Origin of the sequence: Bradyrhizobium sp. S3.12.5 (genome assembly GCF_040548225.1) — a bacterium.
In the GTDB taxonomy this organism is placed as follows: domain Bacteria; phylum Pseudomonadota; class Alphaproteobacteria; order Rhizobiales; family Xanthobacteraceae; genus Bradyrhizobium; species Bradyrhizobium cytisi.
Genome location: NZ_JBEPRF010000009.1, coordinates 96,820 through 123,442, shown reverse-complemented (window position 1 = coordinate 123,442; position 26,623 = coordinate 96,820). Strand labels below are relative to the sequence as shown.

Annotated in this window: 26 protein-coding genes and 1 pseudogene; 15 read left to right on the top strand and 12 right to left on the bottom strand. The window is 64.1% G+C overall.

Annotated elements, in window-relative coordinates; genetic code table 11:
• The first annotated feature begins 41 nt into the window (after positions 1–41).
• From ABIC09_RS14995 to ABIC09_RS14985, 3 genes are all read left to right on the top strand, one after another.
• Positions 42–1,139, top strand: coding sequence for a calcium:cation antiporter (locus tag ABIC09_RS14995; protein ID WP_148753976.1), 1,098 nt, complete (start codon positions 42–44; stop codon positions 1,137–1,139).
• A gap of 23 nt (positions 1,140–1,162) precedes the next feature.
• A complete protein-coding gene (locus tag ABIC09_RS14990; RefSeq protein ID WP_148753975.1) occupies positions 1,163–1,468 on the top strand; it encodes a cupin domain-containing protein in 306 nt (101 codons plus the stop codon).
• Between the two features lie 82 nt (positions 1,469–1,550).
• Positions 1,551–2,540, top strand: a complete 990-nt coding sequence (locus ABIC09_RS14985; protein WP_354109728.1) for a hypothetical protein — start codon at positions 1,551–1,553, stop codon at positions 2,538–2,540.
• Positions 2,541–2,553: 13 nt separating this feature from the next.
• On the opposite strand, the gene ABIC09_RS14980 is transcribed toward ABIC09_RS14985, so the two are convergent.
• Together ABIC09_RS14980 and rpsU are read right to left on the bottom strand one after the other, a co-directional pair.
• Positions 2,554–3,204 (bottom strand): tetratricopeptide repeat protein, encoded by a 651-nt coding sequence (locus ABIC09_RS14980; protein WP_148753973.1) that lies wholly within the window; start codon positions 3,202–3,204, stop codon positions 2,554–2,556.
• 125 nt (positions 3,205–3,329) lie between these two features.
• On the bottom strand, positions 3,330–3,632 hold the full coding sequence (gene rpsU, locus ABIC09_RS14975; RefSeq protein ID WP_071909764.1) for a 30S ribosomal protein S21: 303 nt from the start codon (positions 3,630–3,632) through the stop codon (positions 3,330–3,332).
• Positions 3,633–3,894: 262 nt separating this feature from the next.
• Between rpsU and aqpZ the strand changes: the two genes are divergently transcribed.
• Positions 3,895–4,617: an aquaporin Z gene (gene aqpZ, locus ABIC09_RS14970; RefSeq protein ID WP_148753972.1), complete on the top strand. Its 723-nt coding sequence runs from the start codon at positions 3,895–3,897 to the stop codon at positions 4,615–4,617.
• A gap of 35 nt (positions 4,618–4,652) precedes the next feature.
• On the opposite strand, the gene ABIC09_RS14965 is transcribed toward aqpZ, so the two are convergent.
• The gene (locus ABIC09_RS14965; protein ID WP_148753971.1) at positions 4,653–5,759 is read right to left on the bottom strand and encodes a 5-(carboxyamino)imidazole ribonucleotide synthase; all 1,107 of its coding nucleotides are present in this window, start codon (positions 5,757–5,759) and stop codon (positions 4,653–4,655) included.
• Positions 5,756–6,244, bottom strand: coding sequence for a 5-(carboxyamino)imidazole ribonucleotide mutase (purE, locus tag ABIC09_RS14960; RefSeq protein ID WP_354032285.1), 489 nt, complete (start codon positions 6,242–6,244; stop codon positions 5,756–5,758). The genes ABIC09_RS14965 and purE overlap by 4 nt, the downstream gene beginning before the upstream one ends.
• Before the next feature lie 141 nt (positions 6,245–6,385).
• On the opposite strand from purE, the pseudogene ABIC09_RS14955 reads away from it, so the two are divergent.
• Positions 6,386–7,109, top strand: a pseudogene (locus ABIC09_RS14955) (GGDEF domain-containing protein).
• A 1-nt stretch (position 7,110) separates the two neighbouring features.
• On the opposite strand, the gene ABIC09_RS14950 reads toward ABIC09_RS14955, so the two are convergent.
• The 3 genes from ABIC09_RS14950 to ABIC09_RS14940 all read right to left on the bottom strand — a co-directional run bounded on the left by ABIC09_RS14950 (position 7,111) and on the right by ABIC09_RS14940 (position 7,947).
• Positions 7,111–7,362, bottom strand: coding sequence for a hypothetical protein (locus tag ABIC09_RS14950; RefSeq protein ID WP_148753968.1), 252 nt, complete (start codon positions 7,360–7,362; stop codon positions 7,111–7,113).
• Between the two features lie 21 nt (positions 7,363–7,383).
• On the bottom strand, positions 7,384–7,602 hold the full coding sequence (locus tag ABIC09_RS14945) for a hypothetical protein (protein WP_148753967.1): 219 nt from the start codon (positions 7,600–7,602) through the stop codon (positions 7,384–7,386).
• A 138-nt stretch (positions 7,603–7,740) separates the two neighbouring features.
• Complete coding sequence (locus ABIC09_RS14940; RefSeq protein ID WP_008546179.1) at positions 7,741–7,947, bottom strand: YdcH family protein; 207 nt, start codon at positions 7,945–7,947, stop codon at positions 7,741–7,743.
• Positions 7,948–8,274: 327 nt separating this feature from the next.
• Between ABIC09_RS14940 and ABIC09_RS14935 the strand changes: the two genes are divergently transcribed.
• Positions 8,275–8,457, top strand: a complete 183-nt coding sequence (locus tag ABIC09_RS14935; RefSeq protein WP_148753966.1) for a YdcH family protein — start codon at positions 8,275–8,277, stop codon at positions 8,455–8,457.
• Between the two features lie 167 nt (positions 8,458–8,624).
• Here the strand turns inward: ABIC09_RS14935 and ABIC09_RS14930 are convergent, their stop codons facing one another.
• Positions 8,625–9,728, bottom strand: a complete 1,104-nt coding sequence (locus tag ABIC09_RS14930; protein WP_354082215.1) for an NAD(P)/FAD-dependent oxidoreductase — start codon at positions 9,726–9,728, stop codon at positions 8,625–8,627.
• Between the two features lie 205 nt (positions 9,729–9,933).
• Here ABIC09_RS14930 and ABIC09_RS14925 point away from each other — a divergent pair, with 205 nt between their 5' ends.
• The 8 genes from ABIC09_RS14925 (at position 9,934) to ABIC09_RS14890 (ending at position 20,695) form a co-directional block, all read left to right on the top strand.
• Complete coding sequence (locus ABIC09_RS14925; protein WP_354109727.1) at positions 9,934–12,618, top strand: sensor domain-containing protein; 2,685 nt, start codon at positions 9,934–9,936, stop codon at positions 12,616–12,618.
• A gap of 39 nt (positions 12,619–12,657) precedes the next feature.
• Positions 12,658–14,127: a glycerol-3-phosphate dehydrogenase gene (locus ABIC09_RS14920; protein WP_354109726.1), complete on the top strand. Its 1,470-nt coding sequence runs from the start codon at positions 12,658–12,660 to the stop codon at positions 14,125–14,127.
• A 52-nt stretch (positions 14,128–14,179) separates the two neighbouring features.
• On the top strand, positions 14,180–15,349 hold the full coding sequence (locus ABIC09_RS14915) for an ABC transporter ATP-binding protein (RefSeq protein WP_354109725.1): 1,170 nt from the start codon (positions 14,180–14,182) through the stop codon (positions 15,347–15,349).
• Entirely contained in the window at positions 15,346–16,257 is a 912-nt protein-coding gene (locus ABIC09_RS14910) for an ABC transporter permease (protein ID WP_354109724.1), read from the top strand. Before ABIC09_RS14915 ends, ABIC09_RS14910 begins: the two co-directional genes overlap by 4 nt.
• A 1-nt stretch (position 16,258) precedes the next feature.
• Positions 16,259–17,071: an ABC transporter permease gene (locus tag ABIC09_RS14905; RefSeq protein WP_354109723.1), complete on the top strand. Its 813-nt coding sequence runs from the start codon at positions 16,259–16,261 to the stop codon at positions 17,069–17,071.
• Positions 17,072–17,083: 12 nt separating this feature from the next.
• Entirely contained in the window at positions 17,084–17,581 is a 498-nt protein-coding gene (locus tag ABIC09_RS14900; RefSeq protein WP_354109722.1) for a DUF6622 family protein, read from the top strand.
• A gap of 86 nt (positions 17,582–17,667) precedes the next feature.
• Positions 17,668–18,651 carry a TRAP transporter substrate-binding protein gene (locus tag ABIC09_RS14895; protein ID WP_354109721.1) on the top strand — a complete coding sequence of 328 codons (984 nt, stop codon included), beginning with the start codon at positions 17,668–17,670 and terminating at the stop codon, positions 18,649–18,651.
• Positions 18,652–18,667: 16 nt separating this feature from the next.
• Positions 18,668–20,695, top strand: coding sequence for a methyl-accepting chemotaxis protein (locus tag ABIC09_RS14890; protein ID WP_354109720.1), 2,028 nt, complete (start codon positions 18,668–18,670; stop codon positions 20,693–20,695).
• 50 nt (positions 20,696–20,745) lie between these two features.
• Here the strand turns inward: ABIC09_RS14890 and ABIC09_RS14885 are convergent, their stop codons facing one another.
• The 4 genes from ABIC09_RS14885 to ABIC09_RS14870 all read right to left on the bottom strand — a co-directional run bounded on the left by ABIC09_RS14885 (position 20,746) and on the right by ABIC09_RS14870 (position 25,426).
• The gene (locus ABIC09_RS14885; RefSeq protein ID WP_354032275.1) at positions 20,746–21,612 is read right to left on the bottom strand and encodes a carbohydrate ABC transporter permease; all 867 of its coding nucleotides are present in this window, start codon (positions 21,610–21,612) and stop codon (positions 20,746–20,748) included.
• Positions 21,609–22,481 carry a carbohydrate ABC transporter permease gene (locus ABIC09_RS14880; RefSeq protein WP_354109719.1) on the bottom strand — a complete coding sequence of 291 codons (873 nt, stop codon included), beginning with the start codon at positions 22,479–22,481 and terminating at the stop codon, positions 21,609–21,611. The genes ABIC09_RS14885 and ABIC09_RS14880 overlap by 4 nt, the downstream gene beginning before the upstream one ends.
• 175 nt (positions 22,482–22,656) lie before the next feature.
• The gene (locus ABIC09_RS14875) at positions 22,657–24,042 is read right to left on the bottom strand and encodes an ABC transporter substrate-binding protein (protein ID WP_354109718.1); all 1,386 of its coding nucleotides are present in this window, start codon (positions 24,040–24,042) and stop codon (positions 22,657–22,659) included.
• A 364-nt stretch (positions 24,043–24,406) separates the two neighbouring features.
• Complete coding sequence (locus ABIC09_RS14870) at positions 24,407–25,426, bottom strand: LysR family transcriptional regulator (RefSeq protein WP_502917671.1); 1,020 nt, start codon at positions 25,424–25,426, stop codon at positions 24,407–24,409.
• A gap of 80 nt (positions 25,427–25,506) precedes the next feature.
• Between ABIC09_RS14870 and ABIC09_RS14865 the strand changes: the two genes are divergently transcribed.
• Complete coding sequence (locus tag ABIC09_RS14865; protein WP_354109717.1) at positions 25,507–26,580, top strand: 4-oxalomesaconate tautomerase; 1,074 nt, start codon at positions 25,507–25,509, stop codon at positions 26,578–26,580.
• Positions 26,581–26,623: the final 43 nt, after the last annotated feature.

Here is a 26,623-nt window from a genome sequence, read left to right as displayed (position 1 = left end):
CGCGCATACTCTGCCCCCAATTGCTTGAAGGAATTGTTGGCATGAGCGCACACGGACCGATGCCGCGGTCGTCCTGGATCTTCCCCGCCCTCGCGGTGCTGCTGTTCCTGATCGTCACCGCCACCGGCTACGGCTTCACCCTGACGGCCGGCGGCGGCCTGTTCGCGATCGTCCTGCTGGTGATCCTGTTCGGCACCGTGTTCGCGGCCGTGCATCATTCCGAGGTGATCGCCGAGCGGATCGGCGAGCCGTTCGGCACGCTGCTGCTCACGCTCGCGGTCACCATCATCGAGGTCGCGCTGATCACCACCATCATGCTGGGCGACAAGCCGGCGCCGGAGCTTGCGCGCGACACCGTCTTCGCGGTGGTGATGATCGTCTGCAACGGCCTCGTCGGCCTCTGCGTCTTCATCGGCGGACTTCGCTACCGCGAGCAGGGCTTTCAGGTCTCCGGCGCCAACGTCTATCTCAGTGGGCTGATTGCACTGGCGACCATCACACTGATCATGCCCAATTACACGCTCACGACGCCCGGCCCGGTCTATTCGGCGCTTCAGCTCGGCTTTGTCGATGTCGTCACGATCGTGCTGTATGGCGTGTTTCTCTATACCCAGACCGTCCTGCACAAGGACTACTTCGTTCACGAGCGGGTGGACGGCGAGAGCGGGACCGCCCATCTGTCGGGCAAGATGCTGGCCCTCAGCATCGCGCTGCTGCTGATCTCGCTGCTGGCCGTCGTTCTCCTCGCCAAGAAGTTTTCGCTGGTGGTGGACGCCGTCGCCGACAGGATCGGCGCGCCGCCGGCGTTTGCGGGCCTTCTGGTCGCGCTTCTGATCTTGATGCCGGAGGGCGTCTCCGCGATCGCCGCGGCCCGCAAGAACGACCTCCAGAAGAGCATTAACCTGGCGCTCGGCTCCTCGCTGGCAACCATCGGCCTGACCATCCCGGCGGTCGGGATCGCCACCTACGCACTCGACCAGCAACTCGTGCTGGGCTTGAACCCCGCGAACACGGCGCTGCTGTTCCTGACATTCCTGCTCAGCATGCTGACCTTCGGCACCGGCAGGACCAATGTCCTGTTCGGGCTGGTCCATATGGTGGTATTTGCCGTCTACGTGTTCATGGTTTTCGTACCCTGACCCGATTCCCCAGGAGGGTTCCGATGCTTGCCGCCAAGTCCGAGGCCAAGTCCGAGGTTCAGGTCGACAATGACGAGGTCCGGGTGACCGAATGGCGGCTTGCCCCGGGCAGCGCGACCGGGCATCACACCCACGGAATGGACTACGTGATCGTTCCCGTCGTGGCCGGCGAAATGACCATCGTGGCGCCCAATGGGGAGCGCTCCAAGGCGCAGCTTGCGGCCGGAAAATCCTATTTCCGCAAGGCCGGCGTCCAACACGACGTGCTTAACGAAACCGCAACCGAGATCGTGTTCCTTGAGATTGAGCTGAAGCCAAGGTACGCGTAACCTTTGCCATCGATCCGTCGCAGTTGATCCCTTACAATGCCCCAAAGTTCCCGCATCAGATCGCGCGGGGAGTGGCCGAGAAATGTTGAAATACCTCGCTAAAATTTCGATGGATATTTTCCCCTCGGTGCTCGCGACGATCATCGGGGCCTACATCGTCAATCATTACATCAACGCCAGGCCGGCGGCGGATACGCCAGCCTCGGTGATGGCGCCTGCCGATGCCGGCAAGAGCGGCAAACCCGCCGATGTGGCCAACCTCCCGGCCCCCGGCGTCAAGGCCAAGGGCGTCTCCGAGAAGAGCATTTTCGACAAGAGCGCGTCGGACAAGCCGGCGGCCGAGAAGCCTGCCGAGACCAAACCTGCCGAGTCCAAACCTGTCGAGTCCAAGGCTGCGGACGTGGCGCCCGGCGAGACCGCTTCGCACAGCCGTACCGCGGCCCATGAGAAGGCAGTGGCCAAGCCCACCCCGGCTGCGCCGACCGCCGCGCCGGTGGTCGAGGCCAATTCGGCGCCGGCTGCGGCTTCCCCGGCCGCGACTCCCGATGCCAACGATCTGGCACGGGCCGCCATCGAGCGCCTGCGCAAGTCGCCTGAGGGCAAGGCTGCTGAGAAGGCCGCAGAGGCCAAATCTTCCGAAATCAAGCCCGTCGAGGCCAGGTCTTCTGAAACCAGGTCTTCTGAAACCAAGGCGACCGAGAGGACGCCAGAGCCTGCCGTCCAGGAAGCCTCCCGCACGCCGGAAGCGCCCCGCGTTGTGACTGCGGTGCCGTCGATGGTGCGCCCGTTGCCGCCGCCGATCAATGTGTCGACGCCGTCACCTGAGGCCTATGGCAATGGCGGCGCGTCGCAGGCGAATCCCTCTTACACGGCCTCGGTCGGCAATGACGACCCGAATCGGTTGACGCCGCCGGCCGATATTCCGGTCCCGATGATCGCGCCGCCGCTCGATCTGCGCGCCGATGCCGGCGCGACCACGCCACGGCCGAAGACCAATGTCGCCGACGAAATGCTCTCGGGCATGAAGTCGATGTTCCACGCCGTTCTGCCGAAGAGCGCCACGCCCGATTAGCTCCAAGAGACCGTCAGCCGCCGACGCGGGCCAAGCCGCTGCGAGCGGCGTCATCGCGTGGGCGCAGGCTGACCGCCTTGTTGTAGGACGCCGCCGCCTTGGTCTTGTCGCCTAGCCGTTCATAGGCCTGCCCCCGAATCGTCCAGACCTGGGCGTTGTGCGGATCGGCCTCGGAGGCCTCGTCGAGATCGGCCGCCGCCTCCTTGACCTTGCCGATGGCAAGATAGCTGACGGCGCGGCCGAGCAGCGGTTCGGCTTTCTGTGGATTCAGTCCACTTGCGGCACCGAAATCGGCGATCGCGAAGTCGTGCTCATTGTTGCTCTGATAGAGCAGGGCGCGGCCATAAAGGGCCTGGGCATTGTAGGGATCGAGTGCGACCGCGCGATTGAACTCGTCGAGCGCTGCCTGCGTCTCGCCCGACTTGGCCAGTGCCTGGGCTTTTGTCGTGTGGGTCTGGGCTTCGGTGACGTTGGCGGCGCTGACTGCGCTATCCGGGGTGGCCGCCGCCGTGGGCGCTTCCTGTGGCTTGTCCTTCTCGGGCATCAGCGAGCCCAGGTCGAAGGAGCAGCCGCATAATGCGATCCCCACCAAGGTCAGCGCAAGCGGCTGGCGCCAGATCCGGCGCAACCGCGCCAAGCCGGGCTCGGGGAAAGGGGAGGCCATCTACGGTTCGCTCGCGCTGGTGCCGCATCTGTAGTGCCCCATCCCAGAAAGGCACTGCTCACAAAATAATAACGCGGGCCGGGGGCCCGCGTCATTGAAAACTCAGTCCTGCAACTTCGGCAAGATCAGCGCGGTCCGCGCGGACCTGCACCTGCACCCGGGCCGCTGCGGCCGCCACGATCGCCGCCGGGGCCGGCGCCGAACACCGGCTTCGGCTTCATCGGCAACAGGCCTTCACGCTGCAGCTTCTTGCGGGCCAGCTTGCGCGCACGGCGCACGGCTTCGGCCTTTTCGCGAGCCTTCTTCTCGGAGGGCTTCTCGTAGTGACCGCGGAGCTTCATCTCGCGGAAAATACCCTCGCGCTGCATCTTCTTCTTCAGCGCCTTGAGGGCTTGGTCGACATTGTTATCGCGAACGAGAACCTGCACGCGGCATCCTCTTCAGTGGATCGGATTTGAATTCTGATAGGCCATGGGGGACGGCAAAAAGCGCAAGCCCTTAACCTTGAGCGCGCGGATGTATCAGACAAAACCCACGATGTCCACCGGCCAAGCGGGATTTCGGGCCAAGTTCAGCCACTAAATGCGGCGAAAATGCTCTCTCGCGGCCCCGATTTGGGAGATTCGGCGCCAGGACGGGGGCCGCGACGGACATAGTTCCGGAATCTTTGGAAATCAGGGGAGACGCTACATGGATATGAAGAAATACGCTGCCGAGGCCATCGGCACGTTCTGGCTCACATTCGCAGGCTGCGGCAGCGCGGTCATCGCGGCCGGCTTTCCGCAAGTCGGCATCGGCCTGGTCGGCGTGTCCCTGGCCTTCGGCTTGAGCGTCGTCACCATGGCCTATGCGATCGGCCATATCTCGGGCTGCCATCTCAATCCGGCCGTCACGGTCGGCCTTGCCGCCGGAGGACGCTTTCCGCCAGGCCAGATCCTGCCTTACGTGATCGCGCAGGTCTGCGGAGCGATTGTCGCCGCCGAACTGCTCTATGTGATCGCCAGCGGCGCGCCCGGATTCGACGTCGCCAAGGGCTTCGCCTCCAACGGCTATGGCGCGCATTCGCCCGGCCAGTACAGCATGGTCGTCTGCTTCGTCACCGAGGTGGTGATGACCATGATGTTCCTGTTCGTCATCATGGGCTCGACTCACGGCCGCGCGCCCGCTGGCTTTGCGCCGCTCGCGATCGGACTTGCGCTGGTGATGATCCATCTCGTCAGCATCCCCGTCACCAACACGTCGGTGAATCCGGCGCGCAGCACCGGCCCCGCGCTGTTCGTCGGCGGCTGGGCGCTTTCGCAGCTCTGGCTGTTCTGGGTCGCACCGTTGATCGGTGGCGCGCTCGGCGGGGTGATCTATCGCTGGCTCAGCGAGGAGCCCTCAGGCACCGTCGCGGGCGTGAAGACGGCCTAACCAAAAAACGGGATCGCAGCTTTGCTGCGGTCCCTTCACTTGCTTCTTGAAGATCTGACTTCTGTGACGTGGCCCATCTTGCGGCCGGGGCGCGGTGCGCCCTTGCCGTAGATGTGGACGGTCGCGCCCGGCACGCTCAGCCAGCTCTCGTAATCGTTGATCTCGTCGCCGATCAGATTGGTCATGGTGACGATTTCGCCGTGGCGCACCGGCTTGCCGAGGGGCCAGCCGGCAATGGCGCGGATGTGCTGCTCGAACTGGGAGACCGACGCGCCGTCGAGCGTCCAGTGTCCGGAATTGTGCACGCGCGGAGCGATCTCGTTGACCAGCACCTTCGGCCCGGTGCCGTTGGCAAGCACGAACATCTCGACGGCGAGCACGCCGACATAGTCGAGCGCAGTCGCGATCTTGCCGGCGATGCTGCGCGCCTCTTCGGCCAGCGCGTCCGGGATCGGCGCAGGCGCGCGGGAAATCTTCAGAATGTGGTCGCGATGCTCGTTTTCGGTGACGTCGAAGCATTCGACCTGGCCGGCGGCCGAGCGTGCGGCGATCACGGAGATCTCGCGCTCGAACGGCACGAAGGCTTCCAGAATCGCCGATTTGGTTGCGAGGCTGGTCCAGATCTTCGCGATGTCGTCGCCATCGCGGATCATGACCTGGCCCTTGCCGTCATAGCCGAAGCGGCGGGTCTTCAGCACGGCGGGGAGGCCGATCCTGGCGATCGCCTCGCGCAGCGATGCGACCGAGGTGACGTCGGCGTAAGCCGCGGTGCCGATGCCGAGCCGCGTCACGAAATCCTTCTCGGCCAGTCGGTCCTGGGTGGTCTCGAGGACCTTGCGGTTGGGCAGCACCGGACGGCGCGCGTCAAGCACCATGGCGGCCGCGGCCGGCACGTTCTCGAATTCGTAGGTGATGACGTCGACGTCGTGGGCGAACAGCTCGAGCGCCTCGACGTCGGCATATTCAGCGCAGGTTGCGTTCAGCACGACGTCGAAGGCCGGCGAATCCGGATCGGGCGAGAACACCTGGCAACGCAGGCCGAGCCGCGCCGCTGCCATGGCCAGCATCCGTCCGAGTTGTCCGCCGCCGAGGATTCCGATGGTGTCGCCGGGCTTCAGCTTCACCTGCTTTGCGTCAGTCACGCCTTGTCCTCCGGGCGCTCGGCAACCGCCTCGGTCTGAGCCTTGCGCCAGGTCGCCAGGCGGTCGGACAGGGCTGGATCGGACAGCGCCAGCACGGACGCCGCGAGCAGAGCCGCGTTGATCGCGCCGGCCTTGCCGATCGCGAGCGTGCCGACCGGAATGCCGGCGGGCATCTGAACGATCGAATAGAGCGAATCGATGCCCTTCAGCGTCCTGGACTCGACGGGCACGCCGAACACCGGCAGTTCCGTCAGCGCCGCGGCCATGCCGGGCAGATGTGCGGCGCCCCCGGCGCCGGCGATGATGACCTTGAAACCGGCCGCCTTGGCGCCCTTGGCGAAGCTAAAGAGCCGGTCGGGGGTGCGGTGGGCTGAAATGATGCGGGCGTCGAAGGTGACACCAAGCGCTGTGAGCGTGTCGGCGGCGTGCCGCATCGTCTCCCAGTCCGACTGGCTTCCCATGATGATGGCGATCGGCGCGGTCATGACGTCAATTGTGCTCGGAAAACAGAAGGATAGGCCAGATTAACGGTTCCGGCCGGCGGCTCGCAAGGCGGTGGCAAGGAGAAGCGAATGCACTATCCTGTCTTGGTGAATCCCCGCAAGCCTTCATTGAGCAGGATGCCCATGAAGAAACCAAGAAGGGCGACCGCTGCGAAGGCCAAAAAAGGCCGAAAAGCCAGCGGGCGCCGAACGAAAACTGCACCCAAGCGGGCGGCGGCTGCGCCGCCGCGCCGCGCGCCCGCAGTTCGCGCCGCCAAAGAAACGAGCAAGGACAGCAAGGCGACCATCCGCGGCCTGCGGACCAAGCTCACCCAGGCGCTGCGGCGCGTCGCCGAGCTGGAGGCGGCAGCCGACACCGATTTCCTGCTGGACATACCCAACCGGCGCGGCTTCGAGCGCGAGCTCCAGCGCGCCATCGCCTACATGAAACGCTACCGCGCCAGCGGCGCGCTGATCGTGCTCGACGTCGACCGGTTGAAGCCGATCAACGATTCCTTCGGTCATGGCGCCGGCGACGAGGTGCTGAAGGTGATCGCCGCGACGCTGACACGGCAGATCCGCGCCTCCGACGTGGTCGGCCGTCTCGGCGGTGACGAGTTTGCCCTGCTGTTGTGGAATCTCAGCGAGACCGATGCCAAGGCGAAGGCTGTTATCTTCGAGCAGGCGATCGACGATTTGTCGTTCGTCTTTCGCGGCCAGCAGGTGAGCGCCGGCGCCTCCGCCGGTGTCGCGCTGCTCGGTGCGCAGTCCGATGCGGTCCGCGCGCTGGAGGAAGCCGACGCTGCCATGTATGTGCGCAAGGCGCACCGGCGGCACGAGCCGCGGAATCAGGCTTGTCAGCAGCTGACTTAGAGCGTTGCGAGATCTTCCGGCACGTTGCCGAATTTGCGCAGCAGCGTGGCGTCACCGAATTCGCCCGTCATGGGATCGCCGCTGCGGCTGAATGCGACCGCGCCGATATGGCCGGCACCATGCGCCAGTGCCTCGGCGCGCCGCAGTGCGGCTGTCGAGCTCTGGCATTCCTCGGCGGCGCCCGCGACAGGCGATCCGTCGGCATCGATCAGGAAGGGCATTGCAACGTAGTAGGTCACGTCCGACATAGCGTTGCTCCAGTGTTGAGCTCAAGCGGCGCTACTTTTGCTCCGCATCTTGCTGCGCGAGGTCTCGGGAATGCAGCCGGCCGAAATCGCCGCCTTCAATTCTTCCAGCTCGGCTTCGAGGTATTCGTTGGCCATGATCAGCGCCTTGATGGTGCTGCGCAGATTGCCGTCGCACATCGCGATCGCCTGATCGCAGGCCTGTTCATAATGGCTGTTGTCGAGAAGGGTAGGGACTGACATCTGCGGTGTCCTTGCGGGTTGTCCTTGGGCGTTTCCCTGGACGTTTCCTGGGGGGCGTCGGCGGCGGGACTAATGTTCCTATTTTGTTCTTTTTGAGTCAAGCGGATTCATGCGCGCCGACCCGCGACTGCTCGCGGGTCAGGCGATGATGTCGGGCGTGATCTGGTCTTCGATGAAGGCGATACGGTCGCGCAACAACAGCTTGCGTTTCTTCAACCGCTGTAACCGCAACAGGTCGGGGGCGGGCGATTGATGCAGTGCATCGATCGCCGCATCGAGATCTCGGTGTTCCTGCTGCAACCGGGTGAGCTCGGCTTCGAGCTCACGCTCGTCTTCATTGGTCATGTTTGCGGTGGCCGAAAACCGATAGGCTGAGATTAAGGCTGTGGATGCCCTGTGGAAATTATCGTCCTTGCGCGGCGTGATCGCAAGCGATCTGCGACCTTCGCGCACCGCTCTCTCGCAAGATATGTGAACGATTCGCAGCGGTGTAGCGCAATCACATTGATATCATGGATTTTTCACCGCGTGGTTCCTTACTCACGCTTCGTTACATATGAATTTTCAAAAATGACGGTGCGACGACGGATACCCATCGACAGAACGAATCGGTGATGTAGACTTCGTCGCCCGGATCGAATCCAAGGTTTACCCCTACCGAGGAGGTTTCGAATGACAATTCAGGCACATCTGGTTGAATTGGAACGGAAGCACAAAACTCTCGAACACGAATTGCACGAAGCTCTCGTGCACCTTTCAACAGACGACCTGCAAATTGTTGAGTTGAAGCGCCGGAAGTTGCTGGTCAAGGACCAGATCGAGCGACTGAAGCACACCGGCGACACGCTTCACTAGTAAACCCCGTAACAGTGTAGAGTTTGATCGTATCCTTTCAGCCAGGGATGAGAGCCTTTGCGCTCATCCCTGCTGTCAGGTGTGCGCCGCGCAATTGCGCGGGCGTCAGCTTTTGCTTGGACGCTTTTGCTTGACGCGAACCGATATCCACGTCGCTCGAAAACGATCTAGATTTCTGCGAGCTCCGCGACGTGGTCTGCGATCGCGAGCGACGATGTCAGTCCCGGCGATTCGATACCGAACAGATTGATCAAACCCGCGACGCCATGGTCGCGCGGACCCTGCATCAAGAAATCCTGCGTTGCCACGGCCGGCGGCACGATCTTCGGGCGGATGCCCGAATAGCTCGGCATCAACGCGCCGTCGGGAAGCGTTGGCCAGTATTTGCGGATCGCGGGATAGAAGCGCTCGGCGCGCGACGGATCGACCTCATAGTCGATCGTCTCGATCCATTCGACGTCGGGGCCGAAGCGCGCCTGTCCTGCCATGTCCAACGTGAGATGCACGCCGAGCCCGCCGGGCTCGGGCACGGGATAGATCAGGCGCGAGAACGGCGCGCGCGCGTTGCAGCTGAAATAGTTTCCCTTGGCGAGATAGGCCGGTGGAATCCGGTCGATCGGCATGCCGTCGATGTGCCGCGCCACGGTCGTCGCCGACAGCCCGGCAGCGTTGACGAGCAGGCCGCATTGCAGCGTCATCGGCGCTTCGCCGCCGGCTTCGATCTCGATCATTCCGGTTTCTGCCTTGGCGCGGATCAGCGGCGTGTGAAACGCAAAGGCTGCGCCGGCTGCCTCGGCCTCGCCGCGCAGCGAGAGCATGTAGGCATGGCTGTCGATGATGCCGGTCGACGGCGAGAGCAGCACGGCGTCGCAGACCAGCGCCGGCTCCAGCGCGCGCGCGGCTTCGCCCGAGAGCAACTGCATGTCGAGTACGCCGTTGGCCTCGGCGTGCGCCTTGATCGATTGCAGCTTCTCGGTTTCCCTGGCATTGGTCGCGACGATCAGCTTGCCGCAATTCTTGTGCGGGATGCCGCGCTCGCCGCAATAGCGGTAGAGCGCGTGCTTGCCGCTGACGCACATGCGCGCCATCCAGCTTCCGGCGCGGTAGTAGATCCCGGCATGAATCACCTCGCTGTTGCGCGAGGAGGTGATGGTGCCGATGGCCTCGGCTTCCTCGAGCACGATCACCTCGCGCCCGGCCTGGGCCAGCTTCCGGGCCACCGCGAGCCCGACCACGCCGGCTCCGATGACGACGCAGTCGACCCTATCCATGGTCGTGCAGACGTCCCGTTGAAGTTGCAGAGGGGGCCGGTTTGCCTGGGAAACGCGCCGCGCGGTCGTTGTCCGTTAAGGAAGCATTTATCATGTCAGGGCAATTGCCGTATTTCGCATCACATTTTTCTGTTGGGCGTACAGGCGTTTACCCGATCCAAACTCACGAAGCCAGACAATCCGCAGTTGAAATCGCGGGTGGCTGATGGCTAAGAAGAACTGGCACGAAGGCAGCATGCTTCCGATTGCTGTGCAGGCCGTCGTGTGCCTGGCCAGCGCGGTCGCGCCTTCGCGTGCCCACGCGGACAGCCTTATTCCGCCGAGCTATCTTGGCAATCTCGACCCCAATCTGATCTGGGAAGTCCTGATCGGCGGCATTGTCGTCTGCGCGTTCCTGGCCGCCATCGCGCTGTGGATCCATTCCGCGCTGCGCCGGAGCAAGCGTTCGCAGTTGCGGCGCAACGCCTTCGTCTCCTCCGCCATGAACAATCTCAACCAGGGCGTGGTGATGACGGATGCGCAGCGGCGCATCATCTTCTGCAACGACCGCTATCTCGAGATCTACGGCTTGACGCGCTCGGACCTGTGGACCGGCATGACCGGCTACGACATCCTCGAGCTGCGGCGCCAGCGCGGCGTCCTCGCCGTCTCCGACGACGACTTCTACGAGAAGGCGTCAAGCTCCAACGGCCTGATCAGCGAACTGCCGGACGGCCGCGCCATCCTGGTCAAATATTTCATTCTGCCGAACGGCGGCTCGGTGGGGACCCATCTCGACGTCAGCGAGCAGCGCAAGCTGTCGCGGCAGCTGGCCTCGACCAAGCAATTCCTGGAAACGGTGCTGGACAACGTGCCGGCCTGCGTGGCCGCGAAGAACATCGAGGACGGCCGCTACATCTTCGCCAACCGCGCCTATGAGCGGTTCTGGGGCTTTTCGCGCGACCAGGTCGTCGGCAAGAATGCGCGCGAGCTGTTCGGCCCGAAATCGGCGGCGAGCATCGAGGCGACCGACCGGGCCGCGCTGCTGGCGCCGGAAGGACAGTATCGCAACGAATTCGAGGTCGACGTCCAGCGCGATCAGGCCCGGCGCATGGTGGCCTCGATCCGCATTGTGGTCCGCAACGAGAGCAACAAGCCGGAATTCCTGCTGGTGGTGTTCGAGGACATCACCGATCGGCAATCGCTGTCGATGGAGCTGGAAAGCACCAAGAAATTCCTCGAGCTCGTGGTCGACAACATCCCGGTGGCGCTGATCGTGGAGCAGGTCAAGGATGGCCGCTATCTGCTCGCCAACCGCAGTGCCGAGACGATCCTCAACCGCAGGCGGGAGGAAGCCACCGGCCTGACCGCCTCCGATATCTTCAATGCCAAGGAAGCCAAGCTGATCATCGCGCGCGACGAGGCCGCGATCAAGAAGCGCGGGATGATCACCGAGGAGCATCCGATCTCCACCAAGGACGGCCTGCGCCTGTTCCTGACCCGGCGCGCCACGGTGCTCAACGACGCCGGCGAGCCGCAATATCTGATCAAGACCCACGAGGATGTCACCAACCGCCGGCAGACCGAGTCGCGGATGGCGCACATGGCCTATCATGACGGCCTCACCGATTTGCCGAACCGCGCCGCCTTCCTTCAGGCGCTGAACCAGATGATCGAGGCCTGCGAGGGGACCGACGAGGAATTTGCGGTCCTTTGCGTCGATCTCGACGGCCTCAAGGAAGTCAACGACGTGTTCGGCCATGCGCTTGGCGACAAGCTGCTGATCGAGGTGGCCCAGCGGTTCCAGGACACCGCGCGTGGCGGCCTGGTGGCGCGCCTCTCCGGCGACGAATTCGGCCTGATCATCGACGGCAAGCAGCCCGATGCCGGCCTCGCGCTGGCGCAGCAGCTCGGCGAGGCGCTCGCGCCCGAATTCCACATCGACGGCCGCGCGGTCCGCGCCGGCATCACCACCGGCATGTCGATCTTCCCGCACAACGGCCCCGACGGTGCCTCGCTGCTCGCCAATGCCGGCGCCGCCCTGTTCCGCGCCAAGCAGAAATCGCGCGGCACGATTAGCCTCTATCAGCCCGAGATGGACCAGCAGATCCGCGACCGCCGCGTGCTGCACCAGGATCTGTCGAAGGCGATCAAGAACGGCGAGCTGTCGCTGGCCTTCCAGCCCCAGGGCATCGCGCGCAACAGCGTCGCCGAGAGCGAGATCATCGGCTTCGAGGCCCTGGCGCGCTGGGCGCATCCGGTGCGTGGCCAGGTCTCGCCGGCCGAATTCATCCCGATCGCGGAAGAAAGCGGCCTGATCGTCGAGATGGGCGAATGGATCCTGCGCGAGGCCTGCCGCGAGGCTGCGTCGTGGCCGAAGCCGATGCAGGTTGCGGTCAATCTGTCGCCGGCGCAGTTCATGCACGGCGACGTGGTCGGGCTCGTCCATGCGATCCTGATCGAGACCGGGCTTGCCCCCGGCCGGCTCGAGCTCGAAATCACCGAGGGCGTGCTGATCGAGGACTTCGATCGCGGCCTGGCACTGCTGCGCCGCCTGAAGGCGCTGGGCGTCCGTATCTCGATGGACGATTTCGGCAGCGGCTATTCCTCGCTGAGCTATCTCCAGGCGTTCCCGTTCGACAAGATCAAGATCGACCGCACCTTCATCATGAATCTCGGTCGCAATCCGCAATCGGCCGCGATCGTTCGCGCCGTGATCGACCTCGGTCACGGCCTCGAAATGTCGATCATCGCCGAGGGCGTCGAGACCATCGACCAGCTCGCTTTCCTTGCCAGGGAAGGCTGTGACGGCGTGCAGGGCTATTTGCTCGGCAAGCCGTTGCCCATCGGGAAATATGCCGGCCTCGTCGGCCGCGTCGAGGCCATGGAGCTTGCGCTCAAGACCGGCTAGTGATGTGGCGCGTTTGCTTCGCTTCCACTCGACGGCTTCATGGCGGATTACGACCTCGCGATCATTGGTGGCGGCCTGAACGGTGTCAGCCTCGCGCGCGATGCCGCAGGCCGCGGGCTGCGGGTGATCCTGGTCGAGCAGGGCGATCTCGCCGGTGCTGCCTCGTCGGCGACACCGCGATTGATCCATGGCGATTTGTCCGTGCTGGAGCGGCGTCGCTTCTGGCGGGTGCGCCGGGCATTGGCAGAGCGGGCGACCTGGCTCCGGATCGCGCCGCATCTGGTGCGGCCGATGAGTTTCGTGATCCCCGCCCATTCCGACGAACGCCCGCCATGGCTGTTGCGCGCGGGCTTGTATATTTATGACGCTCTCACGAACCGCGGCGGCCTGCCCGGATCGACCACGCTAGACATCACGCATCATCCGGTCGGCAACGCGCTGAAACGGCCGTTCGGCGTCGCGTTCGAATATTCCGACTGCGTCGTCGACGATTCACGCCTGGTGGTGCTCACGGCGCTGGATGCCGCCGAGCGCGGCGCCGCGATCCGGACCGGGGCGCGTTGCGTGCGCGCCGACAGGACCGAGATCTGGCGGCTCGCGCTGGTTGATCGCGGCCATCGCCGCGTCGTCACGGCACGTGCGCTGGCCAATGCCACCGGCGGCTGGACGTCGATGGTCGCAGAGACCGTGCTGCGGCAGCCGCAGCCGGCCATGGCGGCCATGCAGATGAGCCAGATCGTCGTGCCCAGGCTGTTCGAGTCCGATAACGTCTATGTGTTCCAGAACAGCGACGGACGGCTGATTTTTGCCGGCCCGTTCGAGCGTGATTTCACGCTGGTCGGCACGGTCACGCACGATTTCACCGGCGATCCCGCAATCGTCGCGATGTCGGGCGCCGATGTCAGCTATCTCTGCGAGGCCGTGAGCCGCTATTTCCGCGAGCGCGTTGCTCCGACCGACGTGGTGCGCACGGTCTCGGGCGTCAATTTGACGCCCGCGTCCGCTCGGCGACGCGACGGCACGACGCTGTTCCACGCACGCCGCCGCAAGGCGCCGCTGCTCACGATGTTCGGCGGCGACGTCACCACCTCGCGGCTGCGCGCCGAGCAGGCGGTGACGCGGCTGACGCCGTTCTATCCAATGTCGCCGCGCTGGACCGCCAGAGCAGCGCTCCCCGGCGGAGATTTTGCCTGGGATCGTTTCGAGACCGAAATCGACCTCGCGCGCCACCGCTGGCGCTTTCTCTCCGAGCCGCAGGCCCGGCGCCTGGTTGCGGCCTATGGCTCGCGATTGCCGGCCGTGCTGGGCGACGCGAAGACGCGCGATGAGCTGGGACCGGCCTTTGGCCCCGACCTGACCGGCGCCGAGGTACGCTATCTCATGGGCCGCGAATGGGCGCGCTTCCCGGAGGACGTCCTGTGGCGCCGCTCCAAGCTCGGCCTGACCATGCCGGCCGCGGACCGTGAGGCGCTGGCTGCGTTCATGGACGATCCGCATCGAACCGGTTGAGCAAAGGCCGATCCGCCGCTAGCGTGCGGCGGCATTGGGGTTGGCAGGGACGATGACTGACGAGTTGCCCAGGACGGATACCGCGGCCAATGCGGCTGGAGATGCGCATCCGGCCGCCGGCGAACCGCTGCTGCGCATCGAGGGCGTGGCCAAGACGTTCGGGACGTTCCGCGCGGTCGACGGCGTATCGCTCGACATCAAGGCCGGTGAGTTTTTTGCGCTGCTTGGCCCCAGCGGTTGCGGCAAGACCACGTTGTTGCGCATGCTCGCGGGCTTCGAGGCGCCGGACGAGGGGCGCATCCTGCTCGGCGGCAAGGACATCGCGCAGGCGCTGCCGCATCAGCGCCCCATCAACATGATGTTCCAGAACTACGCGCTGTTTCCGCATCTCGCGGTGCGCGACAACATCGCCTTTGGCCTCAGGCGCGCCGGCATGGCGCGTGCCGACATCGCAACGCGCGTCGCGGAGATGGTTGCGCTGGTGAAGCTCGACGGGCTGGAGAAGCGCAAGCCCGACCAGCTCTCCGGCGGCCAGCGGCAGCGTGTCGCGCTGGCCCGCGCGCTGGCGCGGCGGCCGCAATTGTTGCTGCTCGACGAGCCGCTCGCAGCCCTCGACAAGAAGTTGCGCGAAAGCACGCAGGGCGAGCTGATGGAGCTGCAGCGCCGGCTCGGCATGACCTTCATCATCGTCACCCACGACCAGGAAGAAGCGATGACGATGGCTGATAGAATCGGCGTGATGAATGCCGGCAAGCTCGTCCAGGTCGCTGGCCCCCGCGAGCTCTACGAGGCGCCGCGTTCGCGCTGGATCGCGCAGTTCGTCGGCGACATCAATCTGTTCGACGCCGAGTCCAAATTGCGCGACGGTCATCGCCTGGTCATTGGCACGCGCGATGCAGGCACGCTGGTGGTGGCCGAGCCGCGCCAGCCCGTCGGCGAGAGCAGGTTTTCAGTCGCGATCCGGCCCGAGAAGGTCAAGCTGTCGCGTCGTGGTCCCGCGAGCGAGGCCGGCCATGAAACCGCGATCAACCGGCTGGACGGTGTGATCGCCGACATCTGCTATCTCGGCGGCACCACCACCTACAAGGTGAAGCTCGATGCCGGCGGCGTGGTGCAGGCGTCCGTCGCCAACAGCGCGCGCCTCGATGTCGATGCCTATAGCCTGAACCAGCAAATCGTCGCCTGGTTCTCGCCGGACGACTGCGTGGTGCTGCCGTCATGAGCGCGCGCCGGATTTTCGCGCGACCGGCGCGCTTCGCCGCGATCGCGCCCTACATCTGGATGCTGCTGTTCTTCCTGGTGCCGTTCGGCTTCGTGCTGAAGATCAGCCTGTCGCAGACGGCAATCGCGCAGCCGCCTTACGAGCCGGTGTTCGACCTGACGGCCGGGTGGACGGCGATCCGGGCGGCCTTTGCCGCGCTGGGGATCGACAATTTCAAGCTGCTCTCTTCCGACGACCTTTATGTGTTCGCCTATCTGCGCAGCCTCACCGTTGCGGTGACGGCGACCGCGTTGCTGCTGCTGATCGGCTATCCCATCGCGTACGGCATGGCGCGGCTGCCGAAGCGCCGGCAGGCGGTCGCGATGGTGCTGGTGATCGTGCCGTTCTGGACCTCGTTCCTGATCCGCATCTATGCCTGGATCAACATCCTCCAGCACGACGGCCTGCTCAACCGGATCCTGCTGGCGCTGCATCTGGTCAGTGAGCCGGTGGTGTGGCTGTCCACCGACACTGCGATGTATATCGGCATCGTCTATTCCTATCTGCCGTTCATGATCCTGCCGCTCTACGCCACGCTCGCCAAGATGGAGCCGGCGCTGGAGGAGGCGGCCAGCGATCTCGGCGCACCGCCATGGCAGGTGTTCTGGCTGGTGACTTTCCCGCTGTCGCTGCCCGGCGTCGGCGCCGGCGTGCTCTTGTGCTTCATCCCGATCGTCGGCGAGTTCGTGATCCCGGATCTTCTCGCCGGCTCCAATTCGCTGATGATCGGCCAGACGCTATGGCTCGAATTCTTCACCAACAAGGATTGGCCGGTTGCGTCCGCCGCGGCGATCATGTTGCTCGTGGTGCTGCTGCTGCCGCTCCTGCTCTATGAGCGGCTGCAGCGGCGGCAGCTGGAGGAGCGGTGAGATGCGCAAAATCTCTCGCCTGTCCCGCTTCAACATCGCCTCGCTCGGGCTCGGGCTCGCCTTCCTCTACCTGCCGATCCTCATTCTCGTCATCTATTCCTTCAACGCCTCGCGACTGGTGACCGTGTGGGGCGGCTGGTCGCTGCGCTGGTACCACGAGTTCTTTGGCGACCGGGCCATGATCGAGGCGTCCTGGATGAGCCTGCGGGTCGCGGTTGCGTCCGCGACGATCGCCACGCTGATCGGTACGCTCGCCGCGGTGGCGCTGTCGCGCGGCGAGGGCTTTCGCGGGCGTACGCTGTTCTCCGGCATGCTCTATGCGCCGCTGGTGATGCCGGAGGTGATCACGGGATTGTCGCTGCTGCTGCTGTTCGTCGCGCTGAACGCCGAGCGCGGCTTCTGGACGGTGACGATCGCCCATACCACGCTGACGATGTGCTTCGTCGCCGTCGTCGTGCAGTCGCGCCTGGGCTCGCTCGACCGCTCGCTGGAGGAGGCGGCGATGGACCTCGGCTGCGCCCCCGTCCGCGCCTTCCTGTCGGTGACATTGCCGTTGATCGCGCCGGCGATCGTTGCCGGATGGATGCTCGCCTTCACCCTCTCGCTCGACGATCTCGTGATTGCGAGCTTCACCACGGGGCCTGGATCGGCAACCTTGCCGATCCGGATCTATTCCGAGGTGCGACTGGGGGTGAAGCCCGAGATCAATGCGATCTGCACGCTGGTGATCGCCCTGATCGCGGTCGTCATCGTCATTGCCTCGCTCGCCTCAAAGCTGTCGAGCTCGCAGGGCGAGAGCGCGGCGCCGCTGTGAGCGGAGGTCGTCATGACGTTCGTCTATCAGATCCTGATCCACACCCCGCCCTGGGTCTGGATCCTGTTCGCCTATCTGGTCTGGCAGGGCATCAAGGCAATGCAGCCGCGCACGATTCCGATCTGGCGTGCGCTGATCGTGCCGGTCGTCTTCATCGCCTGGGGAATCTCGCGGATCGGATTCGGGCATCAGAGCAATGCGTGGCCGCTGGTCGCCTGGATCGTGGCAGCATTGGTGCTGTTGCCTCTTGGCGTGCTGACGCCGCGTCCGTTCGAGGTCGATCACACCAGCGGACTGATGATCCGTCCGGGGAGCGCGTCTGCCCTGATCCGCAACCTCATCGTATTCTCGGCGCAATATGCCGTCGGGGTGATCTCGGCGATCGACGCCAGCGATCGCGCGATGGCCATCATCGCCGGACGCGCCATCTCCGGCGCCACTGCCGGTTACTTCATCGGCTCGACGATCGCGCTGCTGCTCGCGTATCGGCGCAAGAGCGCGGAGAGCTGACTTGCGGTGCTCGGGCACCGCCTCAATCTAGGTTAACAATTCATATAGCTAATCTGGTTATCGTCGCCTCGTTTGGGGAGAGGGCGATGAAGCGGCTTTATATTGGTGTGGCCAGCACTGCGCTGGCATTGTTTTGTGTTGCCGTTCGGCCGTCGGCTGGCGCGACGCAGATGGTGTCGCTGCTGTACAACGGCGCGCCGCAGTCGCCGCAACAAATTGGCTCGGACGAATTTCGCCGCAAGCTCGTCGAGATAGCGCCGGGCCGCATCATCCTCGATGAACGTGGTGGCATCACGCTGGGCAGCGAGACAGCGATCCTTGCCGCAATGCGCAGTGGCGTCGTCGACATGGCGACGTTGTCTGGCTCGGTGGTCAGCTCCGCCGTGCCGGAATTCGGCGTATTCGACGTGCCGTTTCTGTTCCGCGATGCTGCGCAAGCCAAGGCGGTCGCGGAGGGGCCGGTCGGGGCTCTCTTCGCCAAGCATTTCGCCGACAAGGGGTTGGTCCTGCTCGCGATCGGCAAGCAGGGCTTTCGCAACGTCACCAATTCGAAGCGGCCGATTCATTCTCCCGCAGACCTCCAGGGATTGAAGATTCGGGTCCTGCCGAACGACGTCTATCAGATGACCTTCAAGGCGCTGGGTGCCGAGGTCGTGCCGATGGAGTTCACGCAGGTGTATTCCGCATTGAAGGATGGCCGAATCGACGGGCAGGAAAACCCGATCATGACGATCGCCACCAGCCATCTCGACGAGGTGCAGAAGTACGCCAGCCTGACCGGACATTTCTTCGCGCCCATCGCCTTCGTCGCCAATCGCGATGTGTTCCAGGCCCTCAAGCCTGCCGACCAGGCGGCCATCATTGCTGCAGCCAAGGCCGGTGCGGAAGCGACCTGGCAGAGCGGCGTCGCGGACGAGACGAAGAAGCTCGAGGAGCTGCGCAAGGGCGGCATGGAGATCATCGAAAAGGTCGATCGCCAGCCCTTCATCGATGCCGTTAAGCCCTTGGAGCCTGAATTCGAGAAGCGCTTCGGCAAGGATCTGCTCGCCCGGATCCGGGCTACGCCGTAATCTTCCAGGAAACATCATGAACCTGTCATTGCTTCTGTCGCGCATCGGCGTCCGCCCACGCATCTTCGGCGGCTTCGCGCTGGTTCTGGGTTTCCTCTGCGTATTGGCGCTGCTCGCCGTGCTGCGGCTGGCTGAGATCGGTGGCACCGTCGGCGAGCTCGTCACCAGCGCCGACGGCGATGCCGGCATGGCGAAGGTGCACGCCGCGCTGCTCTCGGCGAACGTCAACGTCGAGAAATTCATCCGGACGCGCAATCTCGGCGACCGCGATAGCGCAATGAAGGCGATCGACGGCTTTGGCGCGACGTTTGATCAGGTCGATCAGCAATTTTCTCGTCTGCCGGCGATCGCCTCCGGCCGAGGTGCGCTGGTGGATGCGCTTGGAACCTATCGAAAATCCTTCACGGCGGTCGCCGGCGCTGTCGATCGTCTGCGCAATGCGAGCACCAAGGCCGAGGCGCTTGGCGCTTCGGCTGGCCTCGACGTCGGTGCGATCAATGCGACGCTCGCCAACCAGCCCGACCGCCTGCTCCAGCCGCTGCGTCTGGCTGGCACGGTGGATGCGATGCGCGTCGCGGTGCTGCGTTTTACCATGACTCAGGTCCAGGGCGATGCTGATGATGCTGCGCTGACGGTCGGCTATGTGTTGACCGCGATTGCCGACAGCGAGGCTGAGATCGCCGAGGTCGAGGCGCCGCGATTGAAGAGCCTGATTGCAGCCTTGAAGAAGGTCATTGCCGACCAATCGGCGACGTTGACGGAACTTTCGGCGGCGATGGGCGAGCTTCGCAAGGCGCAAGCCGACCTCATCAAATCCAGCAGTGCAATCGACGCCAAGGCCGCCGAGATCAGCAAGGCCCTCGGTGCGATGCGCACCGAGCAGAGCCGGCTGACGGCGGAATCGGTCGATCATACGCGCAATCTCGTGTTCACCGTCGCCGCGTCCGCGCTGGCCTTGGGCGCATTGCTGGCCTGGCTGATCGGGCGCAGCGTGTCGCGGCCGATCGGCCAGATGACCTTGCGCATGCAGAGCCTCGCGGCGGGCGAGCTCGATGAGGCAATCCCGGGTGGCGAGCGCGGCGACGAAATTGGCCGCATGGCTGAAGCGGTCGAAGTGTTCCGCCAGAACGCGCAGACTGTCCGGCGGATGGAGCAGAGCACTGCCGCGCAGCGCGCCGCAGCCGAGACGGAACGTGCATCGATGATGGCTCAGCTTGCCGATCGCTTCGATAGCGGCATGGAGGGCGTTATTGGTGGCGTCTCGAGCCGCGCCGAGGAGATGGGGCATAGCGCCCAGAGTCTCGCCCGCGTCGCCGAGCGCGGCCGCTCGCTCGCCGAGCAGGTCGCCGCGACTTCGGCCCAGGCGTCCTCGAATGTGCAGACCGTTGCCGCCGCGACCCACCAACTCGCTGCCTCGATCAGGGAGATTTCGGGCCAGGTCGCGCGCTCCGTATCGGTCTCGGACAAGGCCAAAGAGGAAGCGTCCCGCACCGAGGCGTTGATGCGCGCGCTGTCGGATTCCGCCGAGCGGATCGGGACGGTGGTTCAGCTGATCCAGGCGATCGCGAGCCAGACCAACCTCCTGGCTCTCAATGCCACGATCGAGTCGGCACGCGCCGGCGATGCAGGCAAGGGTTTTGCCGTCGTCGCGAACGAGGTGAAGAGCCTTGCAACCCAGACCGCGCGCGCCACCGAGGAGATCGCAGGGCTCGTCGCCGAGATCCAGGGCTCGACCGGACAGTCCGTCGCCGCGATCGGTCAGATCGGAAAAACCATCTCCGAGATGACGGAGATCGCGACAACGATCGCCTCGGCCGTCGAGGAGCAGGGGGCCGCGACCAACGAGATCGCTCGCAATGTCGAGCAGGCGGCGAATGGCACAGCGGCGGTGACCGACCAGGTCGGTGCGGTCCGCACCGTGGCCGGAGAGACCGACGCCGGCGCCGAAGCCACGCTTTCAGCGGCCTCAGCATTGCAGGATCAAGCGCGCGCGCTCAAGCAAGCCGTCGCGGAGTTTCTGCAGACTGTACGCAAAGCGGCCTGAGGGCCTCTGCGCGCCGACGTCCTTCGTCAGGTGCAGCGCGCAGCCGGTGTTCAGGACTTCACGGCGCCCGCTGTCAGCCCGCCCACCATGTAGCGGCGGAAGGCGTAATAGACCGCAGCCGGCGGCAATGCGTAGATGAAGCCGGTGGTCATCAGCAGCTCCCAGGGCGAGTCGTCCGCAGCGAGGAAGTTGCCGAGTGCGACGGGGAGCGTGATCTCTTGGTCGTTCGAGAGCAGCAGGAACGCGTAGAGATATTCGTTCCACGCGAGCAGCACCGCATAGGTACCGATCGCGACCAGCGAGGGCATCATCAGCGGCAGGTAGACCAGGCGGAAGATCTGCAGCGTGGTGGCGCCGTCCATCACCGCGGCTTCATCCAGCTCAACCGGCAGCTTGTCGGAGGCCTGCTTCAGCACCCAGATCGCATACGGACTGGCGATCGTCACCATCGCCAGGATCAGCGCCCAGTGATTGTTGAGCAGGCCGTAATTGCCCATGGTGCGGTACATCGGCACGGCAAGGAACGCCGCCGGGATGAAATAGGTGAACAGCGCAAGGTTCAGCACCATGCGCCCGCCCGGCACCTTCAGCCGCGAGATCGAGAATGCCGCGGCCGTGGCGATGACCAGCGTCAGCGCGCCGACCGCCGCCGCGATCACCAGCGAATTCCAGAACTGGACGTAGAAGTCGCGCAGGAAATAATGCTGCTGCTTGAACACGATCTCGAAGTTGTGCAGCGTCGGATGGTCCGGCCACAGCTTGCCCGAGAACGCGTCCTCCTTCGGGGAAATCGCGAACAGGAACATGTGGTAGATCGGGATCATCGTCCACAGGAAGACGGGAATGCCGATCAGCAAGAGCCGCGCTTCGGTCGCGACGTCGCGCCAGGAAAATTCGCTTACGCCGGGGAGCTTCATCGCGACAACCGTTTCATCATGAAGTACACGAGCGGCAGGACGAACGGCATCGCGCAGACGATGGAGGCCATCGCGAGCGAGAGCTGGTCGAGCCGGAGATAGCGGATACCGAGCGTCGACAGCACATGCGTGAGGTCGGCAGGTCCCCCACCGGTGAGCAGATAGACGCTGTTGAAATCGCCGAGCGTCCAGATCATCGAGAGCAGCGTGCAGGTCACGTAGAGCGTCTGCATCGACGGCCAGGTGATGAAGCGGAATTTCTGCCACCAGCTCGCGCCGTCGACTTCGGCGGCCTCGAACAGATCGTGCGCGATCGCAAGCCGTCCGGTGATCAGGATCAGCGTCCAGAACGGCAGCGACTTCCAGATGTGGACAGCGATCGCCATGCTCAGCGCCACGGTCGGATCGTTCAGCCAGTTCGGGCCGTCGTCGCCTGTCAAGGTGAAGATCAAGTGGTTGACCATGCCCCATTCGGGATTGAGCATGAAGCGCACCGACAGGATGGTCGGGATCGACGGCACCGCCCAGGGCAGGATGAAGATCACCGAGAGCCATTTGATCCAGGTGCGCTGCTGGGCGAAGAAGCCGGACAGGAACAGCGCGATCAGCATCTTGATGTTGATGCCGATGACCAGGAAGATCAGCGTGTTGACCGCGGCGCGCGCGAAGATCGGGTCGTTATAGAGCGCGACATAGTTCGACGGGGCCCGCGCCAGCCACAGCCCGTAGCAGACGGGATAGACCACGAAGGCGAGGAAAACCAGCAGATAGGGCGCGAGCAGCACGATGCCCCAGACCTGCGCCGGGGTCAGCCGCGGCGACAGGGGCGGGGCGGGGATCGACTGATCGCGAGAGAGAGTGATCGCCATTCTTCTAGGACTCTTCTTGAACCTTAAACCTCTCCCCGCTTGCGGGGAGAGGTCGGATCGCTCTCGGGCGATCCGGGTGAGGGGGTACAGGACTCACCGCAAGCGCGACTCGCGGATAGAGCCCCTCACCCCGACCCTCTCCCCGTGAAGAACGCGGAGAGGGAGGGGATCGAACTTAGCCCGCAACCTGCTTGATGCGGGCGATCAGTTCGTCGACGGCCTTGTCGACCGGGACCTTCTCGCTGACGACCCGGTTCATCGCCTTGGCCCAGACGTTCTCGTTGTTGAGGATCGTGAACTTCCAGTTTTTGGTGAAGTCGAACGGTGCGGTGCCGCCGGTGAACTGAGCGTAGACCGCCTTGCGGTGCTTATCGGCCTGCCAGAACGGGCTCGCCTGGCTTTCCTTCGTCACCGGGAACCAGCGGCCGAGCGCGCCCTCGATATAGGGGCGGACGTTGTCTTCCTGCAGCAGGAAGCTGATGAACTGCTTGGCCTCGGCCTTGTTCTTGGCCGCGGTGAAGATCAGCCCGGTCTTGACGTCGGAGCGGTAGCGGATGGTCGAACCGTCCGGGGCCTTCGGGAAGGACGCCGTGATGATGTCCTGCTCATAGGCCTTCTTGCCGGCCTCGCGCTGCTCAGGCGTCAGGGCCTGATTCTGGGAGTCCTCGTACCACTTCGCTGCGATCGAAATCGTGAAGTTGTGGGTCATCACGATCGTCTTGTTGTGGAAGGCGACGTTGTTGTCCGGATCCTTCCAGGTCGTGGAGGACGGCGGGGTGCAGCCCTTGATGTAGGTGTCGGTGTAGTCCTTCAGCGCGTGAATCAGGCCGTCGCGGACCTTGGGATCGTCGACCAGCAACTTGCCGTCGTCGTCGACGAGCTTGACGTGGTAGGCGTCCATAAAAGTGTAGAACGACTGGAAGGCGTCGGTGGATTCCACGCCCATCGGCTGTCCGACAGCATAGATGCGCTGGCCGGTGGCTTTGCGGATCCCCGGCTGGACCTTGTCGCACCAGAACGTCCAATAGCCCGCCCAGTCGGTCGGGATGTCGCTCTGCTTGAAGCCGGCCTTCTCGAGCATGTCGTTCCAGATCTGGACGTGCATGCTCTGCTGCTTCAGCGGGAAGCCGTAATAGGCCTTCTTCTTGGTGACGTCATTATAGAGGATCGAGGCGTCCAGCGTGTTCTGCACGAACCGGCCCTTGATCGGCTCCATGACGTCGGTCAGGTCCTCGAGCTTGCCCTCATAGGCCCACTTGCCCTGCGCCTGCACGTCATAGGAATCGGAATAGGCGACATCGGGCACGGTGCCGGCGTCGAGTGCGGCGACCGTCTTCGGAATCATGTCCTGGATCGCGTACTGCGACAATTCGACCTTGATGCCGGTCTTGGCTTCGAACTTCTTGATCGTATCGAGCAGCGCGTCGTCTTCGGAGCGATAGAAGCCCTTGCCCCACCACACCGTAATCGTCTTTTGCTGCGCAAATGCGGGTGCAGCGGCTGCAAACAGCCCGGCCGCAGCGACCGCCAGTGATACTGCGCCAATTACCTTGAATTTCACGTTTTTCTCCCTCAAGCCGCCGGTGTTTTAACCGGTCGGATAAAACACTAGCGCATGGTCGCTATCCGATCTAGCGGCTTCTTGTCAGACATAGGTCGTGGGCTGAGGGCTGTGAAGATGCTTAATCCGGCATCGATCTAAACGCTGCATCAATTCGTGGCAATCAATTCGCCTTGTGCGCGCTTGCTTCGCCCCACCATCCGCCACACCACACGCCGGATTGCAGAAAGATCGGCTGTTGTAAGCGGTGTGAGGACCGAACGCAATGCAAGCGGCCGCGCCGCGGTGCTCCGGCGGAGATCTGGAAATCCTTTGAGAACACGACAGGGGGCAGGAACAGTCCGGCACCGCGACGGGCGAGTTGTCAGCGTTTCCGCTTCAGGCCTATCGAAGCGGCATTCGAGCTTGCCCCGGCGGATGAGGGGCGCGGCCTGCCTTGCCCGCTCGTTCGCAGGGGTGAGCGCCATGCCTCGAGAAGCATTTTCAGAAGTTGGCTTGCATGCGGAGATAGCGTTGCTCCGCGCCTGCGCACGATTCCGATCGTCCGCGATACCTCCGGCTCGATCAACCGAATGGTGTGAATGATCGGATGGCCGGCGGCTGGCGTCGCGAGCCTCGGTAGCACAGCAACGCCCAGTCCCGCTTCGACCAAGCCAAGCGAACCGGAGAGGTGAGCGACTTCGTAGGTCCAGTTGAGCTGCAAGCCGTGCCGCGCCATCGCATTGTCGATCAACGCGCGATTGCCGCTGTTGCGACCCACCGTGATGACACGGTGCGGCACAATCTCCGACCAGCTCACCTGTTTGCGCGATGCCAATGGATGGTCATGGCGGCAGGCCAGCACGAAAGGGTCTTCGACCAGTTTCTCGAATTCAATTTCGGCATGCGAAGCGCCAATGAAATTGATGCCGAAGTCGGCTTCTCCGCGCGCGACCGCTTCCAATCCTTCATTGGCGCCGATGTCGAGAATCCGGACGCGAATGCGCGGATATGCTTCGGCGAACCGGCCGATCGCCCGCGGCAGGAAATAGAATACCGCTGTCGGCACCGCAGCCACCGAGACCAAACCTGAACTTCGCGCGCCGATATCCTGGATCGCCAGCACCGAGGTTTCGAACTCGTCGATGAGGCGGCGCACTTTCGGCAGGAAGTCGCGGCCCGTCATGGTGAGATTGACGTGGCGCGTGGACCGCTCGAGCAACGGCGCGCCCAGGCTTTCCTCCAGCTTCTGAATGCGTCGGCTCAGCGCCGGCTGAGACAGGTTCAGCGCCTTCGCTGTTCGGACGAAGCTGCCCATCTCCGCGACGGTGATGAACGCCTTCAGGTCGAGAAGTTCGGCATTCATGGCTGGGCTCCCGTTATGTTGATAATCGGAATAATACATCAAATCTTTGCATTTTACAAAAGAGTGGGATCGCGGGATCGTGGGGCCGAGCGAAAATGTCGCCCGAAGGAAGAGCCCAGATGAACGATCAGATTGCTATTCCCTGCGTGGTGATGCGCGGGGGTACCTCGCGCGGGCCGTTCTTTCTGGCCAGCGACCTTCCGGCCGAACCCACGCTGCGCGATGCGATCCTGCTGTCCGTCATGGGAGGGGGACACGATCTTGGAATCGACGGCATCGGCGGTGGCAACGCCGTTATCAACAAGGTCGCGATCGTCGGACCGGCATCGGTAGCGGGTGCGGATGTCGACTACCTCTTCGCCCAGGTGCGGGTCCGTGAGGGGATCGTCGATACCGCGCCGAACTGCGGGAATATGCTGGCGGCGGTGGGGCCGTTCGCAATTGAAGCCGGCCTGGTCGCCGCTGCCGCGGATCGCACTCACGTGCGCATCCATAATGTCAACACCGGCAAACTGATCGATGCCACGGTTGCCACTCCCGGCGGCAGGGTGACCTACGAAGGCGAGGCGCGGATCGACGGTGTACCGGGAACGGCCGCGCCCATAGAATTGTCGTTCCCCAACGCGGCCGGCGCACGCACCGGTCGCCTGCTGCCGACAGGACGTCCGATCGATCGCATCGAAGGGATCGACGTCACCTGTATCGACGCAGCCATGCCCGTCATGCTTGTCCGCGCGGCCGATCTGGGATGGACCGGCCGTGAGGCACCCTCGGCTTTCGCCGAGGGCGGCTTCCGCGCGCGGCTCGAGAGGTTGCGCATCGAGACTGGCCGCCGGATGGGTTTTCCGGATTCCGCGTCAATGGTGATTCCGAAACCGATTCTGATTGCGACCGCGGTCGAGGCGACGTTGAACACCCGGTACTTCATGCCGCACGACTGCCATAGCGCGCTGGCGGTGACCGGCGCTGTCGCGATCGCGACTGCGTGTGTGACGCCCGGAACGATCGCCGCGGAAATGGTCGGACTGCTGGCGCCGCCCGTGACGATCACGCTTGCCCATCCTTCCGGCCAACTCGCGGTTCGGTTGGAGCCCGGCCCGGTTGCCCGGGTGCAGCGGACAGCCCGGCGAATTTTCGAGGGCCACGTCTTCGCCCGCCGATCGCACGAGCCCCATCCAGTCCTGGCGGCCTGAAGCCTGGCCGCCTCCGAAGCCATCAAGAAAAATCAGAGCCAAG

What these genes read in the sequence shown, in the direction of transcription:
- ABIC09_RS14950 (WP_148753968.1), bottom strand. Translation starts at nt 7,362, where the DNA reads ATGTCGGACGTGACCTACTACGTTGCAATGCCCTTCCTGATCGATGCC.
- ABIC09_RS14915 (WP_354109725.1), top strand. Translation starts at nt 14,180, where the DNA reads ATGACTGACGAGTTGCCCAGGACGGATACCGCGGCCAATGCGGCTGGA.
- ABIC09_RS14870 (WP_502917671.1), bottom strand. Translation starts at nt 25,426, where the DNA reads ATGTATTATTCCGATTATCAACATAACGGGAGCCCAGCCATGAATGCC.
- ABIC09_RS14945 (WP_148753967.1), bottom strand. Translation starts at nt 7,602, where the DNA reads ATGTCAGTCCCTACCCTTCTCGACAACAGCCATTATGAACAGGCCTGC.
- ABIC09_RS14865 (WP_354109717.1), top strand. Translation starts at nt 25,507, where the DNA reads ATGAACGATCAGATTGCTATTCCCTGCGTGGTGATGCGCGGGGGTACC.
- ABIC09_RS14885 (WP_354032275.1), bottom strand. Translation starts at nt 21,612, where the DNA reads ATGAAGCTCCCCGGCGTAAGCGAATTTTCCTGGCGCGACGTCGCGACC.
- ABIC09_RS14925 (WP_354109727.1), top strand. Translation starts at nt 9,934, where the DNA reads ATGGCTAAGAAGAACTGGCACGAAGGCAGCATGCTTCCGATTGCTGTG.
- ABIC09_RS14980 (WP_148753973.1), bottom strand. Translation starts at nt 3,204, where the DNA reads ATGGCCTCCCCTTTCCCCGAGCCCGGCTTGGCGCGGTTGCGCCGGATC.
- ABIC09_RS14910 (WP_354109724.1), top strand. Translation starts at nt 15,346, where the DNA reads ATGAGCGCGCGCCGGATTTTCGCGCGACCGGCGCGCTTCGCCGCGATC.
- ABIC09_RS14985 (WP_354109728.1), top strand. Translation starts at nt 1,551, where the DNA reads ATGTTGAAATACCTCGCTAAAATTTCGATGGATATTTTCCCCTCGGTG.
- ABIC09_RS14995 (WP_148753976.1), top strand. Translation starts at nt 42, where the DNA reads ATGAGCGCACACGGACCGATGCCGCGGTCGTCCTGGATCTTCCCCGCC.
- ABIC09_RS14905 (WP_354109723.1), top strand. Translation starts at nt 16,259, where the DNA reads ATGCGCAAAATCTCTCGCCTGTCCCGCTTCAACATCGCCTCGCTCGGG.
- ABIC09_RS14880 (WP_354109719.1), bottom strand. Translation starts at nt 22,481, where the DNA reads ATGGCGATCACTCTCTCTCGCGATCAGTCGATCCCCGCCCCGCCCCTG.
- ABIC09_RS14920 (WP_354109726.1), top strand. Translation starts at nt 12,658, where the DNA reads ATGGCGGATTACGACCTCGCGATCATTGGTGGCGGCCTGAACGGTGTC.
- purE (WP_354032285.1), bottom strand. Translation starts at nt 6,244, where the DNA reads ATGACCGCGCCGATCGCCATCATCATGGGAAGCCAGTCGGACTGGGAG.
- aqpZ (WP_148753972.1), top strand. Translation starts at nt 3,895, where the DNA reads ATGGATATGAAGAAATACGCTGCCGAGGCCATCGGCACGTTCTGGCTC.
- ABIC09_RS14900 (WP_354109722.1), top strand. Translation starts at nt 17,084, where the DNA reads ATGACGTTCGTCTATCAGATCCTGATCCACACCCCGCCCTGGGTCTGG.
- ABIC09_RS14930 (WP_354082215.1), bottom strand. Translation starts at nt 9,728, where the DNA reads ATGGATAGGGTCGACTGCGTCGTCATCGGAGCCGGCGTGGTCGGGCTC.
- ABIC09_RS14935 (WP_148753966.1), top strand. Translation starts at nt 8,275, where the DNA reads ATGACAATTCAGGCACATCTGGTTGAATTGGAACGGAAGCACAAAACT.
- ABIC09_RS14890 (WP_354109720.1), top strand. Translation starts at nt 18,668, where the DNA reads ATGAACCTGTCATTGCTTCTGTCGCGCATCGGCGTCCGCCCACGCATC.
- ABIC09_RS14895 (WP_354109721.1), top strand. Translation starts at nt 17,668, where the DNA reads ATGAAGCGGCTTTATATTGGTGTGGCCAGCACTGCGCTGGCATTGTTT.
- ABIC09_RS14940 (WP_008546179.1), bottom strand. Translation starts at nt 7,947, where the DNA reads ATGACCAATGAAGACGAGCGTGAGCTCGAAGCCGAGCTCACCCGGTTG.
- ABIC09_RS14990 (WP_148753975.1), top strand. Translation starts at nt 1,163, where the DNA reads ATGCTTGCCGCCAAGTCCGAGGCCAAGTCCGAGGTTCAGGTCGACAAT.